Source organism: Cyanobium sp. WAJ14-Wanaka (assembly GCF_024345375.1).
GTDB lineage: Bacteria > Cyanobacteriota > Cyanobacteriia > PCC-6307 > Cyanobiaceae > Cyanobium_A.
This window is the reverse complement of record NZ_JAGQAZ010000001.1, coordinates 160,521-174,874: the sequence shown is the minus strand read 5'-3', so window position 1 is coordinate 174,874 and position 14,354 is coordinate 160,521. Positions and strand designations below refer to the sequence as shown.

Below are 14,354 nucleotides of genomic sequence, written 5' to 3'. Positions count from 1 at the left end.
CCGCCCTGAAGCCGATAGCCCTGGGGCTTGCCTCCATGGTGGCGATCGCTGCCCAGCTGGCTGGCTGCCAAAGCCGCTGGAGCGATCCCAACCATCTGGTGGTGGCCAGCAAGAACCGGATTGACACCGTCGATCCTGCCGGCGCCTACACCTTTGGCGCCATGCAGCTACTCAGCGCCATCGGCGACCCCCTCTATTCGATTGAGGTCAACGGCCGCATCACCCCCCGTCTTGCTTCGGGCTTGCCGGTGGTCAGTGCTGACGGCCTCAAGGTGCGGGTACCGCTTCGCCAGGGAGTGCTCTTCCACGACGGCACCCGCTTCGATGCCGCCGCCATGGTCTTCAGCCTGGAGCGCTTTCTGGCTATCGGCAAACTCAACTACCTGCTGGGGGATCGGGTCAGCCGGGTGCGGGCCCTGGACCCGGGCACCGTCGAACTGACGCTAAAGCGGCCCTTTGGGGCCATCGCTGAATTGCTCAGTGCGGTCAACCTGACGCCCCTTTCCCCCAGCGCCTACCGCCAACACAGGGGCCGCCTGCTCAACGATCGCTTCGTGGGAACGGGCCCCTACCGCCTCAGTTTTTTCAGCACCCAGCAGCAAAGACTGGAGCCCTTTAAGCGCTACTGGGGGCGCCAACCCGCCAATGGCGGCATCGACCTGGTGGCCTTGAGCAACTCGACCGCCCTCTACGGAGCCCTGCGCAGCGGCGAGGTAGATGTTTTGCTTTCCACCAGCCTGGAGATTGACCAACAGGCAGCCCTGCACCAAGCCGCCCAGCGGGGGCAGCTCAAGGAGGGGGAGGGTCCGGCCCTAGAGATTGGCTACCTCACCTTGCTGAGCGACCAACCACCCCTGGACAAACCCTTGCTGCGCAGGGCAGTAGCCCTGAGCCTGGATCGCTCCACCATCAGCCGGCGGGTGAGCCTGGGCCTGCGCTCTCCCCTGCGGAATCTGGTGCCCCCCAGCCTGGCCGGCAGTGATCCAGAAGCCTGGCCCAGCTACAACCCCCAGCAGGCAAGGCGCCTGTACCGGCAAGCCGGTTTTTGCCAGGGCAAGCGTCTGCAGCTGCCGCTCACCTTCCGTTCAAACGTGCCCAGCGACCGACTTTTCGCCCTTACCTGGCAGGCCCAACTGCAGCAGGATCTCGGCGATTGTGTGGACCTTGAGGTCACGGGCATGGAGGCCACCACCGCCTACCGCCAACTGGGGGAAGGGGCATTTCCGATGATCCTGCTGGATTGGATGGGGGATTTCCCAGATGCGGACAACTATCTGGTGCCCCTGCTGGGGTGCGAAAAGGTGCAGGGCAACCGTTGTTTAGAAGGAGCTAGCGCAGCCAGTGGCAGTTTCTGGAGCCAACCGGGGCTAAGCCAGGAACTGGAGCGGAGCGCGGGGCTGCGGGGAAGGGCGAGGGTGGATCTACTCAGGTGGATCCAAGGTCAAACCGCAGCGGCATCGCCCTATTTGCCGGTGTGGCTGGTGGCGCCCAGGGCCTGGGCCCTGCCGCGGGTAAGCCGGCCCCGCTTTGACGGTTCCGGCAGGCTGCTGCTCCAGGAGCTGGACGCGCAAGGGGGCAAAAGATGAGCCGCCGCAGTGCCCTCTTGCGCTATCTGGCCTCCCGCATCGCCCTGGCCCCGGTGATGATGTGGCTGATTGCCAGCCTGGTTTTCCTGCTGCTGCGCCTTGCGCCCGGCGATCCAATTGACGCCCTGCTGGGAACCCGGGCTCCAGAGGCGGCCAGGGCCGCGCTTAGGGCCCAGTTGGGGCTGGACCAACCCCTATGGCAGCAATACGGCCACTTCCTCGGCCAGCTGCTTCATGGGCAGCTGGGCCAATCGCTGACCAACCAGGAGCCGGTTTTGGCGGTGATCCGCGACAGCCTGCCCGCCAGCCTGGAACTGGGGGTGGTGGCCCTGCTGCTGGCGGCATTGGTGGGTTTGGCCGTGGGCTTTTCCGGAGTGGCCCGTCCGGAGGGCAAATTGGATCTGGCGGGGCGCCTCTATGGCATTGGCACCTATGCCCTGCCGCCCTTTTGGGCCGCCATGGTTATCCAGCTGGTCTTTGCCGTCTGGTTGGGCTGGCTGCCGGTGGGTGGCCGCTTCCCCCCGACCCTGCTCCCGCCAGAAGGCAGCGGCTTTTATCTGCTCGACAGCCTGCAACTGGGCCTGGTTTCCGGGCAATGGCAAAACCTGCTGGGAAGCCTGCGCCATTTGCTTTTGCCAGCTTGCACCCTGGGACTGCTGCTCAGTGGCATTTTTGCCAATGCCCTCAGACTCAACCTGCGGCGGGCCCTGGATTCCGATTTCATCGAGGCGGCCCGCAGTCGCGGTTTAAGCGAAAGACGGGTGATCCTGCGCCACGCCCTGCCCAATGCCCTGCTGCCGGTTCTCACGATCACCGGCATCACCGTGGCCTCCCTGATTGGCGGGGCCCTGTTGATCGAGGTCACCTACTCCTGGCCTGGGATCGCCTTTCGACTCCAGGAGGCGATCGGCCAGCGCGACTACCCCCTGGTGCAGGGGATTGTGGTGGTGGTGGCAGCCCTGGTGGTGCTGGTGACCGTGGCTGTAGACCTACTGGTGGCGATCCTCGACCCCCGGGTGAGGTTTTAGAGGCCCCCAATTTTTAGAGGACCCCCATTTTTAGGGAGCACTCAGAAGGGCCAGGCTTGAAGCTTCCCCCGCCAGCGGCGGGCCATATTTTGATCGAGCACATAGGCACTAAGCCCGGCTTGAACGCGGCGCTGGGGGGAGAGCAAGAAGGGATATTCGAAACCCTGCAAAAACTCTGTGGTGACTCCCAACATCAAATCCTGAACCTTGAGGGGATCGCTGCCCACCCATTCGCTGCCCAGGCGAAACAGGGCCTTTTCAGGTTTGGCAACGCGCACGACGGAAAAGTGGCTGCCCCCCTCCACCAACACCAGACGGCTACGGGGGTGGCGGGCATTGATGAACAGGCCTAATTGCTCCTGCACCGGTGGGGTCACCAGGTCCATGCTGCCCCCGACCATCAGCACGGGCACCGTCAAATTACCGATCCCGCCTGAAGGCCAAAGCAGGCTGCCAAAGCCGTTAAAGGCCACCACGGCCACCACGGGCGCCTCCCCGACCGCGGCAGGGGCAGCAGTAGCGGGGCCGGGTGCCGAATCGCCGGTGATCGGTGGCAATTGGCATTGGAGCAGGCGCGAGAGATTTGCCAGGGGCAAATCACCCTTGGCAGAGCTACAGCGACTGCCCAGGCCTGCCTCAGGGACCAAACCACTTCCCATCAGGGCCGTAAGGGCGCCTAGGGAATGGCCCATCAGCACCACCCCCTGGCGGCCCGTGGGCTCTGGCCCCAGCGGCGGCAAAGAGCCTTCCCCCTGGGCCCGCAGTACGGCCTGCACATCAGCCAGGCGCTGGGGGAGGGCCTCTGCCCCGGGCGGTGGGATATACCCCAAAAGGGCATCTTCAACGGCCCGGTCGTCACTGCCGGGGTGCTCCAAAAGAACCACCGGCCAGCCCCGCTCCGCCAGGGATTGGGCCAGCCAACTGAGTTGGTCGCCACTGCCGCCCAGGCCGGGCATCAGCAAAATCCAAGGTCCAGGCCTTGACTGCAGAGCAGGCCAAATCCTCAAGGGCAAGGGGGTGGAGCGATGCACCACCGCCAACTCCACCTGCAGGGGCTGATCCTGGCTGCCGGCCTTGATGCCATAGGGCAGTGACTGCCGACGGGGCAGGGGCAGCTGGCGCAGCCGCTGCAAGGCCAGGCTCTGTTGATCCAACTGGAAACGCCATTGGCCCGCCAAAGCCACCAGGCCATCGAGATTGATGGTCAACCTTTCCAGGGGAAAGTTTTTAAGCAGGTCAATCGCCGTGACCGGCCGGTTCTGCTGCAGCATTTGCCGCAGGGTGGCCAGGAAAACAGGAGAGGTGCTCTGGCCACTGTCAGAGGTGATCAGGTCGTCGAGGGCAGCGATCAGCTGCTCCCCCGTGCGGCTGTTCAGCAACTGGTAGCCAAAGCTCTGCTCCCTCAGCAAAGGGGCCTGCAAAATCTTGGCCAGGGCCTGGCGATCCTGCCGATCCAACAGACTCAACCAAGCCTTCAGATCGCCATCACTGCGGTCTGGATGGAGGCTCCAATCCTCCAACTCTTGAAGATTGACCGGCAGGGTCAGCCCATCGAGACGCACCTGGATCTGCTGGGTTGCCAATCCAGGGGAAGCCAACAGCAGACTGGCTACCAGAGCTCCAATGAAGTGAAGGCGGTTTGACATCTCCTCAGGCAAAGACCCCTGCCAGGTCTTGGTGGAGCCAGTTTCCCGCGGCGTTGAGGGAAGTGGCCTGGATTCGCTTGGTGGCCTCGATGGGGGCCGGTGGGGTGATTTATCTGACACCCATCGTCTTTCACCATGCCTCCTTCAGCGCCAGGGCCGTCACCGAAGGCATTGGCCTGGCTGCTTTGGCTGGCACCTTCGGCAGATTGCTCAGTGGCCTGATGCTCGATCGGGGTTGCAGTTGCGCCCTACCGGTGCTCTTGGCCGCCATTGCCGCGATCGCCGGAGACATCAGGCTCCTATCTGCCAGCTCCTTTCCGGCATACCTGGGGGGGCAGATTCTGCTGGGGATTGCGGCTGGCTTCTATTGGCCCGCCATTGAGTTGGCCGTGCCCCTTAGCTGCAGTAGCGGAGCACGGCCGATTCCCTCGGCCCGGGGCTATGCCCTGGTGCGCAGTGCGGATGCGGCAGGAATCGCCGCTGGCGCCCTACTGGGGGCCCTGCTGGCGGGCCAGGGGAGCCTTAGGGGTATCTACGCCATCGATATCTTTTGCGCCCTGGCCGTGGTCCTTCTTCTGCTGCTGCGGCCGCTGCCGGTGCCGCAAAAAGCCGAAAGCCACAATCGCCTCAGTGCGGCTCGCCAATGGCTGCCGCCCCTGCTGCCGGTATTGGCAATCACCCTGCTGGCCACTGCCCTGCCTGCCCTAATGCAGAGCGCCCTGCCCCTGGATTTAGTGCGGGGCGGACTGGAGCGACCCGCCATGCAGGAAGGCCTGGGGGCCCTGTTGATTGGCCTGCAGCTGAGCATCTTGGTGTTGATCCAGTGGCCCCTAGGCCAGGCCCTGGCCAAGCGCCCAGTAGCCCAGGGACTGGGGCTAAGCCTGGTGGCCTTTGCCTGTGGCACTGCCCTCTTGGCCCTCTCGGCCCTCAGCCGTCAGGGCCTGGTTCTGGTGGTTGCGGCCCAGCTGCCCCTGGCGATCGGTGAAGCGGCCTTCCTGCCCATTGCCACAGAGGCGGTGATCGAGCTGACGCCCAGGGAGCACCAGGGATTGGCCATGGCCCTATTTTCCCAATGCTTTGCCATCAGCGCCCTGGCGGCACCCTTGGTGGCGGGCTGGGCCCTGGAGGGATTCGGCAACGGGCTGGCCCTATGGAGCGGCACAGCCATCCTTTGCTTGGCGGGCCTCAGTCTGGTGCGCTGGTTGAAGCCGAAGCCCCTGGCTTCTTAGGAACCCAGGCCTCATGGGGCAGGGGCTCGGTGCCGTACTCCCAGTCGTCGTAGTCGGGATCGTTGCGGATCTGGCGATGGAGCTCCTTTTGGGCATCGAAGTCGTGGGTCGTGGCACCGTCATCCCCGATGGGGGCGGCTGGTTCGGGCGCAGAGGGTGCAGTCATGACTCAACGGCTAGGTGTCATCCATTTTGGGGCCTGTTCCGGCTCACACGTTGAACAAAAACTCCATCACGTCGCCCTCCTGCACCACATACTCCTTGCCCTCAGCCCGCAACCAGCCCTTGGCCTTGGCTTCGACAAGGGAGCCCGCCTCCAAAAGTTGTTTGCAGCCGATGGTTTGGGCCCGGATAAAGCCCCGCTCGAAATCGGTGTGAATCACCCCAGCCGCCTGGGGGGCAGTCATGCCGGCCTTGATCGTCCAGGCGCGGGTTTCCTTCTCGCCGGTGGTGAAATAGGTGCGCAGGCCCAGAAGCTCATAGGTCGCCCTGATCAGGCTTTGCAGCCCCCCCTCACTCACCCCTAAACCGGCCAAAAACTCGCCCCGTTCCTCCAGCGGCAGTTCAATTAGTTCCGCCTCCACCTGGGCGGAAATGCGCACGGTTTTGGCACCCTCCTGGGCCGCCAGCTGCCGCACCTCCTCCACAAAGGCGTTGCCCTCGGCGAGGTCGTCTTCGCTCACATTGGTGGCGTAGATGATCGGCTTGGCCGTGAGCAGGCCCAGGGGCTTGACCATGGCGGCCACTTCTTCGCTGATCGGCACATTGCGGGCAGCGCCCCCCGCCTCCAGCTCCGCCTGGATCAGGGCCAGGGCTTCGTCTTCCACCTGGGCCTCCTTGCTGGTGCGGGCCTGCTTTTTGAGCCGCTCGCGCCGCTTTTCTATTTGGGCCAGATCCGCCAGGCCCAGCTCCAGGTTGATTATTTCGGCATCACGGGCAGGTCCTACGGAACCAGAAACGTGAATCACGTCGTCGTTTTCAAAGCAGCGCACCACGTGGACGATGGCGTCCACCTCCCGGATGTTGGCCAAAAACTTGTTGCCCAGGCCCTCCCCCTGGCTGGCGCCTTTGACCAGGCCAGCGATATCAACAAACTCCACCCTGGTGGCAATTAGCTCCTTCGAGCCCGATAGGGCCGAGAGCCGGGCAAGCCGGCCATCGGGCACCGAAACCACCCCTGAGTTGGGCTCGATCGTGCAGAAGGGATAGTTGGCTGCCTCGGCCTGGGCATTGGAGACCAGGGCATTGAAGAGGGTGGATTTGCCCACGTTGGGCAGCCCCACAATTCCGGCTTTAAGCATGGCTGAAATCTACGGGGCGCCCCGCAAAGGTCCGAGCCCCCCTCACCAAGCACCCGCACCAAGCCCCAATCACCAGCCAGAATTAGGCCAACGCCTTTTAAGCCCCATCACTAGCTTCCCTATTCCCAATTGGTTGCGGCGGCGACGCATCTGGCTAGGTGCGGGCGCTGGTGTGGTGCTGCTGGCAGGGGTGGCAATTTCCCAGCAGCGCCAGGGAGCAATTGGCCGCCAGCTGCCCAACTACACAGTGAGGGCTGAATCCGGCAGCCTGCCTGGGGTGGTCAGTGCCACGGGCGAATTGGCCGCCGAAAAAAGGGTAAATGTGAGCCCCAAACGCCAAGGAGTGATCGAAGCGCTCTACGTGGAGGAGGGTGATGCCGTAACCCAAGGGCAACCCCTGGCCCGCATGGACAGCGGCGACCTGGAAGACCGACTAAAAGAATTGGGTGCAAATCTGCGCTCAGCCCAGGCCCAGCTGGCCCGTAGTCGCAGCGAATTACAGCGCAATGGGGGGCTTTACCGCCAGCGGGCCATCAGTCGCAACGACTACGAGAAAGTGCGCAGCTCCTATCTGGTGGATCTGGAGGCCGCGGAGGCAGCCAAGCAACGGCTGGAAGCCCGTGGGGTGGAGCGCCAGGAATTGGTGGTACGGGCCCCCTTTGGCGGCGTGATCAGCCAACGCTTTGCCGATCCGGGCTCCTTCGTGACCCCTACCACCACAGCCTCGGCCACCGCAGGAGCCACCAGTTCATCGATCGTGGAATTGGCCCAAGGCCTGGAGGTGGTCGCCAAGGTGCCAGAGAGTGATATCGGCCGCATTCGCCTGGGCCAAAACGCCTCCGTGCGGGTGGACGCCTTCCCAGATAAGCGCTTTGCAGCCCAGGTCAAACGGATCACCCCCCGGGCCGTAAAACTGAACAACGTGACCTCCTTCGATGTGGTCCTGAACTTTGTGGAGCGCCCCACGGGCCTGCGCATCGGCATGACCGCGGACGTGGGCTTTCAGACCGGCAGGATTGAGGCCAAAACCCTGATCCCAACCGTGGCAGTGGTTACGGAAGACGGCCGGCCCGGGGTGCTGCTGGTGGGGCCGGACAACCAGCCCAAATTCCAGCCGGTGGAATTGGGCATCAGCAGTGGCAAAAGTACCCAAATCATCTCGGGCCTCAGCAGCGGAACCCAGGTATTCATTGACCTGCCCCCCTGGGCCAAGAAAAGGAAGTAGGGGCTAGGCCTGGGTTTATTCTCCTAGGGGAGGGCAGTTAAAAATTGGCGTGCTGCCTCCACGATCCGGCCACTGGCCTGGCCATCACCAAAGGGGTTATGGGCCCTGGCCATGGCCCCATAGGCCTCGGGATCCTCCAGCAGGCGGCTGGCCTCAGCCACGATGTCGGCGCAGTCGGTACCAATCAATTTGGCCGTGCCCGCATCTATGGCCTCTGGTCGCTCGGTGGTGCGGCGCAGCACTAAAACGGGCTTACCTAGGGCCGGCGCCTCCTCCTGCAGGCCACCGGAATCGCTCAACACCAAGCTGCAACTGCGCATTGCCGCCACCAGTTGGTCGTAATCGAGGGGCTCGACCAAAAAGGCCCGGGGATGGTCGCCCAGCAGGGCCTGCAGGGGCTCCCGCACCGTGGGGTTGCGATGCAGCGGCAGCAACAGGGCCGTATCCGGGAAGCGATCTAGTAGTTCCCGGAAACCCCGGCCAATTTCCTCGAGCCGATCCCCCCAGTTTTCACGCCGGTGCACCGTGGCCAGGATCAGCCGCTGATGCTCCAAATCCAGGCCAGGCAAAGCAAAGGGCGGGGCCTTCTCAGCCATCAACAGCAGGGCGTCGATAACCGTGTTGCCCGTGGTGATGATCTCGCCCACCACCCCGGAAGCCCGCAGATTCGCAGCGGAAACACCCGTGGGCGCGAAGTGGAGCAGGGCCACCTGGGAGATCAGGCGGCGATTGGCCTCTTCCGGAAAGGGATCAAAGATGTTGTCGGTGCGGAGCCCAGCCTCCACATGGCCCACCGGAATCTGCTCGTAGAAGGCCGCCAGGGCCGATGCAAAAGCCGTAGTGGTGTCGCCTTGCACCAGCACCAGATCGGGGGGATGGGCCCCAAATTCCTCCTTGAGCCCTGTAAGGGCTGCGCAGGTGATGTGGGTGAGGGTCTGCTTAGGCGCCATCAGCGCCAAATCGTGGTCGGCCTGGAGGCCAAACAGCTCCATCACCTGGCTCACCATCTCGCGGTGCTGGCCGGTGAGCACCACCCGGGTGCGGAAATCCCCAGCCCGCTGGAAGGCCAGGATCACCGGCGCCAACTTGATGGCTTCTGGCCGGGTACCCAGCACGATCGTGACAAGGGGCTTGGTCACCAAGGCGTTGCAGACAGGTGGATCCTACGAAGGTTGCTCAGTGGGAAGCCAGCCTGGCCAAAAGCAGCACAGACAGCCCTACCGATAGACCAATCATCGCCAGCCGGCCATTCCAGATCTCGGCCTGGGGTGTAATGCCTCGGCGCCAAGCATTCAGCTCAGTGGGGTTAACAGGCTCGCCTTTTGGATCGAGTTCGCCCATCGCGCTACTCCGATGCCGGACCCGGCAAGCCTAAGGGCATTAAAAGCAAGCTTGGGGTTCGTAGAGACGGTGGGCCTGCTCCAGGGGCAACCGGGGTGCCACCCCCAGGTCGCAAGGACTGGTTGCCCCGGCCCTAAAGCGTTCAGCAGCAGCCACCCCCACCATGGCGGCGTTATCGGTGCAGTAGGCCAGCGGTGCCACACGCCACTGGAGGCCATCTCGCCGGCACCTGAGCTCCAGCAGATCCCTCAAGCGCCGGTTAGCTGCCACCCCCCCCACCAGCACCAAGGTGCCCAGGCCCTGGTCGAGGGCACAGCGGCAACTGCGCTCCACCAGCACCTCGGCCACCACCCGTTCAAAGCTGGCCGCTAGGTCAGCTAGGGGCAGGGACGCGCCCCCACCATCCGCGCTGACCTCCAGGGCCCGCACCTGGCGCAGCATCGCCGTTTTGAGGCCACTGAAGCTGAAGTCGTAGGGATAAAAACCACCCTCTGGCCTGGAGACCCGGCCCTTGGGCAGGGCAAAACGGTTCGCATCTCCCGCCCGGGCTGCCAGCTCAATCGCAGGCCCCCCGGGGTAGCCCAGGCCCAGCAGTCGGGCCACCTTGTCGAAGGCCTCACCGGCGGCATCGTCGTGGCTGCGGCCCAGGCCGCGGTAGCGCCCAGGGGCATCAACCCGCACCAGCTCGGTGTGGCCGCCACTGACCAACAGGACCAAATATGGACCTGCCGGCAGGGGCTCGCCCAACTGCACCGAACAGAGGTGCCCCTCCAGGTGATGGACGCCCAAAAAGGGCTTGCCGTGCAAACGGGCCAGGGTGCGCCCGGTGACCGAGGCCACCAACAGGGCCCCCACCAAACCAGGGGCAGCCGTGGCCGCAATCGCATCGAGGTCGGCCATGGCCACGCCGCTCTCGACGCAGACCTGGTCGATCAGGGCCGGCAGGGCTTCCACGTGCCTGCGTGAGGCAATTTCGGGCACCACTCCGCCCCAAAGGGCGTGCTCCTCCACCTGGGAGGCCACCGCACTGGCGAGCACCGTTTGATCGCTCACAATCGCTGCCGCCGACTCGTCACAACTTGTTTCGAGGGCGAGAACGGTGGCCATTAGCTAGGGAGAGGGCTCGTACTGTCCGAGGGTGACATCTTGCCCCGCGGCATTGCGTCTGATGCAACGTCTACTTTCCCGTTTGTTCTCAGCACCACTCTTTGCAGTGCTGCTGTCGCTCTTCCTGTTGGTTGGCTTTGCACCCGTTGCTAACGCTGACGTGGCCGGCCTGACCCCCTGCACCGAAAGCGCCCGCTTCCAACAGCGTGCTGCCGGGGCCAAAACCGACCAAGCCAAGGCCCGTTTCGCCATGTACAGCCAGGCTGTCTGCGGTGCCGATGGCCTGCCCCACTTGATTGTTGATGGCCGCTGGAGCCATGCCGGTGACTTCGTGATCCCCGGCATCGCCTTCCTCTACATCGCCGGCTGCATTGGCTGGGCTGGTCGCAACTACCTGATTGCGATCCGCGGCGACAAGGACGCAACCATGAAAGAAATCCAGATAGACGTTCCGCTGGCCTTCAAGAGCACCCTGGCAGCGGCTAGGTGGCCCCTAGCAGCACTGCAAGAGCTGAAAAGCGGCAAGTTGCTGGAGTCCGACGAAAACGTGACTATCTCGCCCCGCTGAATTAATTAGCACTTTTCTTACTTTCCCTCTCCTCCACAGCCCCGAGCCATGAAGAAATTTATTACCACAGCTCCGGTTTTTGCAGCGATCTGGTTTTCAATTACCGCCGGTATCCTGATCGAATTCAACCGTTTTTTCCCAGACCTTTTGTTCCACCCGATGTGAGTCGGACCAGTAGTGATTGCTATCGCGGCCCCCAGGGGCCGCTTTTTTATTGCGCAACCGATTTATTGCCCAGCTGGCAGGCCGATCATCTGCTCCAGGGCCACGAGGGCCTCGCCTAAATCGCCATTGACCAGCACCCCATCAAATTCGGCCTCCGCCTGCAATTCGACCCGGGCCCGCTCCAATCGCTTGGCAATGGCCTCCTCGCCATCGGTGCCACGGCCGCGGATCCGGCGCTCTAGTTCCCCAAAGGATGGGGGCTTAATCAGCACCTGAAAGCCAGCCGGGAAGCTCTGGCGCACCTGGCGAGCCCCCTCCAGCTCGATCTCAAGCAACACCGGCCGACCCAGGGCCAGCATCTCCTCCACCGGCTGCCGGGGGGTGCCGTAGAGGTTGCCTGAAAATTCAGCCCATTCCAGAAAGCCAGCTGCGGCCACCTGCTGCTCGAAGTTTTCGCGGCTTAAGAAGAAGTAGTGCTCCCCCTCCACCTCCCTAGCCCGGGGGGCACGGGTGGTGGCTGAAACCGATAGCCAGATGTCCGGATGCCTGGCGAGCAGCTGGGCCACCAGGGTGCCCTTACCGACGCCGCTGGGGCCGGCGATCAGGGTGAGTCGACAGGACACGGCAGGCAAGGGCGCAGGATTGCAGAGTAGGGGCTTGATCTGATCGTCTACACCCCTGGCGCGCCTGCAACCCATGGACGTCACCAGCCTCAAGGCTGTGCTGGCTGAATGGCGCCCCACCCTGCTGCCAAGCCGCTTTGAGAAGGCCCAGCAGCCCAGCCGGGATTGCCTGCAAATAGGGCTGAGAACCCTCGAAGGGAGCCAATGGCTGGAAATCAGCTGGCAGGCCGATGCCGCCAGGATGCACATCATCACAGCTCCGCCCCGGGAAGGGGATGGCAGCACCCTGGCCCAGCAGCTTCAACACAGCCTGCGGGGCCTGGCCCTAACCAGCCTGGAGCAGCAGGGCTGGGAGCGGATCGTTGAGCTGGGCTTTTCAGAGCGGCCAGGGGAACCCATCGCCCGCTGGCTGGTGGTCGAGCTGATGGGACGCCACAGCAACCTCTTCCTGCTCGATGGGCAGCGCCAGGTGATTGCCTTGGCCAGGCAAGTAAAGACCCATCAATCGCGGCTGCGGCCGATCGGCACCGGGGATGCCTACCAAAGCCCCCCCGCCCTGATGGGTGAGCCCCCCAACCACCACGAGGGCCAAGAAAGCTGGCAGCGGCGACTCAGCCTCCTGCCCCTGCCCCTGGGCAAGGCCCTCGGCAACGCCTACCAGGGGATTAGTCCGGCCCTGATGCGCCAATTGGTCGGAGCAGAACTGCGGGAAAGGCCCGTTGGCGATCTGAAGGTGGAGCAATGGCTCCAACTCTGGCGCCAATGGCAACACTGGCTGACCTGCCTCTCCACAGGCAACTTTGTCTGGCAATGCGACGGCGACAGCTACCGCTGCTGGCCGCCTCTGGAGAAGCCCTGGGAGCAAGGCGCCACCAGCATCAACAGCGGCCTTGGTGCCTACTACGCAGCCCACCTGGAGCAACTAAAAGTGCTCCAAGCTCGCCAACAGCTGCAGCTGCGCCTTGAGCAGGCCGCCAACAGGGAGCGGCAACTGGCCGCCCAGCAGCAGGCCCTCCTGGCGGCGGTGCCGCAAAGCGATGGCCTGCAAGGCCAGGCAGACGCCCTGCTGAGCCAGCTAAGTCCAAGTCGCGCCTGCATCGCCTCAGCCCAAAAGCTCTACAACAGGGCCAGAAAGTTGCGCCGCTCGGTGGCCGCCATAACGCCGCGGCTAGAGCTGCATCACCAGCGCCTGGAATGGCTAGAGGCCAGCCTCACCTTTCTCGAAAATGCTTCCACCAGCCTCGAGCTGGCGGCCCTGGGGGCGGAATTGGAGGGCCCACTGGCGGGCAAGGGCAGCAGCTCCAGCCGGCGCCGCAGACCCAGCCCCAGCGGCCAGCCCGTGCCCCTGCTGCTCAGAAGCCCCAGCGGCATACCTGTGCAGGTGGGCCGCAACCACCGCCAAAACGAATGGATTGCCCTCAAGCAGGCCCGCCGCGGTGATCTCTGGTTCCATGCCCAGGAGTTGCCGGGCAGCCATGTGGTTCTCAAGGCATCGGAGGGCCTGGCCGGAGAAGCCGATCTGCAGGCAGCCGCCGACCTGGCCGCCCACTTCAGCCGCGGCCGCGGCAGCAGCCAGGTGCCCGTGGTGATGGTGCCCACCAGCGATCTCCAGCGCATTCCGGGAGCCGCCGAAGGCACGGTGAGGCACCGCCAGGGGGAAGTGCTCTGGGGGGAACCGGATAGGGCCCTTAGCCTCTTGGCAGCAGGACAACCATGAGCCCCACCCCGCTGCCGCCGCCAGCACCAATCCGAATCAACACTGCCGAGGTCAGCCATGACCCGCAGGGTCACGACTTCCCTGGCGAAGTGGAAATGACCCTGGTGGATCACCTCGAGGAGCTGCGCAACCGGGTGCTGCGCAGCCTGTTGGCGGTGGTAATTGGTGCCGCCGGCTGCCTGGTTTTTGTGAAACCCCTGGTCAAGCTCCTGGAGATGCCGGCGCCTGGCATTCGCTTTCTCCAGCTGGCCCCAGGCGAATTTCTGTTTGTGTCGATCAAGGTGGCTGGCTACGCGGGGCTGACGATTGCCCTGCCCTACGTGCTCTACGAAGTGCTGGCCTTTGTCCTGCCGGGGCTGACCAGTCGGGAGCGGCGCCTGGTGGCGCCAGCAGTGGCCGGCTCAGCCCTGCTCTTTGCGGCAGGCCTGGCCTTTGCCTGGTGGGCCCTTGTGCCCGCGGCCCTGGCCTTTTTAGTCGAGTACGGGGCCGATGTGGTGGAGCCCAGTTGGTCAATTGAGCGCTATCTAGATTTTGTGCTGCTGCTGATGGTGGCCACCGCCCTGGCCTTTCAGTTGCCGGTGTTGCAGCTTTTGCTTGGGGCCCTGGGCCTGATCAAGGCGCGGGCGATGCTGGCGGCCTGGCGCTGGGTGGTGGTGGTGGCAGCCATTGCCGGAGCCGTACTGACCCCCTCGACCGATCCAGTCACAATGCTGCTGCTCTCGGGGGCAATCACGGCCCTCTTCCTGATCGGGGTGGGCCTCGTGGCGATGGCCGAGAGGTTCAAATCAAGCGCCAGCACCAGCAGCTGAGGGCAGGAG

General features: G+C 64.1%; 15 protein-coding genes. 8 read left to right on the top strand and 7 right to left on the bottom strand.

The features are described 5' to 3' along the window. Positions 1 to 35: 35 nt before the first annotated feature. Positions 36 to 1,586 (top strand): ABC transporter substrate-binding protein, encoded by a 1,551-nt coding sequence (locus KBY49_RS01070; protein ID WP_254933965.1) that lies wholly within the window; start codon positions 36 to 38, stop codon positions 1,584 to 1,586. Next, complete coding sequence (locus KBY49_RS01065) at positions 1,583 to 2,614, top strand: ABC transporter permease (protein ID WP_254932929.1); 1,032 nt, start codon at positions 1,583 to 1,585, stop codon at positions 2,612 to 2,614. Before KBY49_RS01070 ends, KBY49_RS01065 begins: the two co-directional genes overlap by 4 nt. 41 nt (positions 2,615 to 2,655) lie before the next feature. Here KBY49_RS01065 and KBY49_RS01060 read toward each other — a convergent pair whose 3' ends face one another. After that, complete coding sequence (locus KBY49_RS01060; RefSeq protein ID WP_254932928.1) at positions 2,656 to 4,260, bottom strand: alpha/beta hydrolase; 1,605 nt, start codon at positions 4,258 to 4,260, stop codon at positions 2,656 to 2,658. Positions 4,261 to 4,322: 62 nt separating this feature from the next. On the opposite strand from KBY49_RS01060, the gene KBY49_RS01055 reads away from it, so the two are divergent. Then, positions 4,323 to 5,489, top strand: a complete 1,167-nt coding sequence (locus KBY49_RS01055) for an MFS transporter (RefSeq protein ID WP_254932927.1) — start codon at positions 4,323 to 4,325, stop codon at positions 5,487 to 5,489. Here the strand turns inward: KBY49_RS01055 and KBY49_RS01050 are convergent. Further along, positions 5,446 to 5,655 (bottom strand): hypothetical protein, encoded by a 210-nt coding sequence (locus tag KBY49_RS01050; protein WP_254932926.1) that lies wholly within the window; start codon positions 5,653 to 5,655, stop codon positions 5,446 to 5,448. The two genes, KBY49_RS01055 and KBY49_RS01050, sit on opposite strands and share 44 nt — an antisense overlap. 43 nt (positions 5,656 to 5,698) lie before the next feature. Then, complete coding sequence (ychF, locus tag KBY49_RS01045; protein WP_254932925.1) at positions 5,699 to 6,790, bottom strand: redox-regulated ATPase YchF; 1,092 nt, start codon at positions 6,788 to 6,790, stop codon at positions 5,699 to 5,701. On the opposite strand from ychF, the gene KBY49_RS01040 reads away from it, so the two are divergent. Further along, a complete protein-coding gene (locus KBY49_RS01040) occupies positions 6,789 to 8,015 on the top strand; it encodes an efflux RND transporter periplasmic adaptor subunit (protein WP_254932924.1) in 1,227 nt (408 codons plus the stop codon). The genes ychF and KBY49_RS01040 overlap by 2 nt on opposite strands. Positions 8,016 to 8,038: 23 nt before the next feature. Here KBY49_RS01040 and wecB read toward each other — a convergent pair whose 3' ends face one another. Genes wecB through tsaD form a run of 3 tightly spaced genes read right to left on the bottom strand, consistent with a single transcriptional unit; the run spans position 8,039 to position 10,463 of the window. Beyond that, positions 8,039 to 9,154 carry a non-hydrolyzing UDP-N-acetylglucosamine 2-epimerase gene (wecB, locus tag KBY49_RS01035; protein WP_396099141.1) on the bottom strand — a complete coding sequence of 372 codons (1,116 nt, stop codon included), beginning with the start codon at positions 9,152 to 9,154 and terminating at the stop codon, positions 8,039 to 8,041. 37 nt (positions 9,155 to 9,191) lie between these two features. Further along, positions 9,192 to 9,356, bottom strand: coding sequence for a high light inducible protein (locus tag KBY49_RS01030; protein WP_254932922.1), 165 nt, complete (start codon positions 9,354 to 9,356; stop codon positions 9,192 to 9,194). Positions 9,357 to 9,395: 39 nt separating this feature from the next. Further along, positions 9,396 to 10,463 carry a tRNA (adenosine(37)-N6)-threonylcarbamoyltransferase complex transferase subunit TsaD gene (tsaD, locus tag KBY49_RS01025; RefSeq protein ID WP_254932921.1) on the bottom strand — a complete coding sequence of 356 codons (1,068 nt, stop codon included), beginning with the start codon at positions 10,461 to 10,463 and terminating at the stop codon, positions 9,396 to 9,398. A gap of 61 nt (positions 10,464 to 10,524) precedes the next feature. Here tsaD and KBY49_RS01020 point away from each other — a divergent pair, with 61 nt between their 5' ends. Next, positions 10,525 to 11,031, top strand: a complete 507-nt coding sequence (locus tag KBY49_RS01020) for a Photosystem I reaction center subunit III (protein ID WP_254932920.1) — start codon at positions 10,525 to 10,527, stop codon at positions 11,029 to 11,031. A gap of 48 nt (positions 11,032 to 11,079) precedes the next feature. Further along, entirely contained in the window at positions 11,080 to 11,196 is a 117-nt protein-coding gene (gene psaJ, locus KBY49_RS01015; RefSeq protein WP_254932919.1) for a photosystem I reaction center subunit IX, read from the top strand. 62 nt (positions 11,197 to 11,258) lie between these two features. On the opposite strand, the gene gmk is transcribed toward psaJ, so the two are convergent. Further along, positions 11,259 to 11,828, bottom strand: a complete 570-nt coding sequence (gene gmk / locus KBY49_RS01010; RefSeq protein WP_254932918.1) for a guanylate kinase — start codon at positions 11,826 to 11,828, stop codon at positions 11,259 to 11,261. A 64-nt stretch (positions 11,829 to 11,892) separates the two neighbouring features. Between gmk and KBY49_RS01005 the strand changes: the two genes are divergently transcribed. Together KBY49_RS01005 and tatC are read left to right on the top strand one after the other, a co-directional pair. Next, entirely contained in the window at positions 11,893 to 13,536 is a 1,644-nt protein-coding gene (locus KBY49_RS01005; protein WP_254932917.1) for an NFACT family protein, read from the top strand. After that, a complete protein-coding gene (tatC, locus tag KBY49_RS01000; RefSeq protein ID WP_396099137.1) occupies positions 13,533 to 14,345 on the top strand; it encodes a twin-arginine translocase subunit TatC in 813 nt (270 codons plus the stop codon). The genes KBY49_RS01005 and tatC overlap by 4 nt, the downstream gene beginning before the upstream one ends. The last annotated feature ends 9 nt before the right edge of the window (positions 14,346 to 14,354 follow it).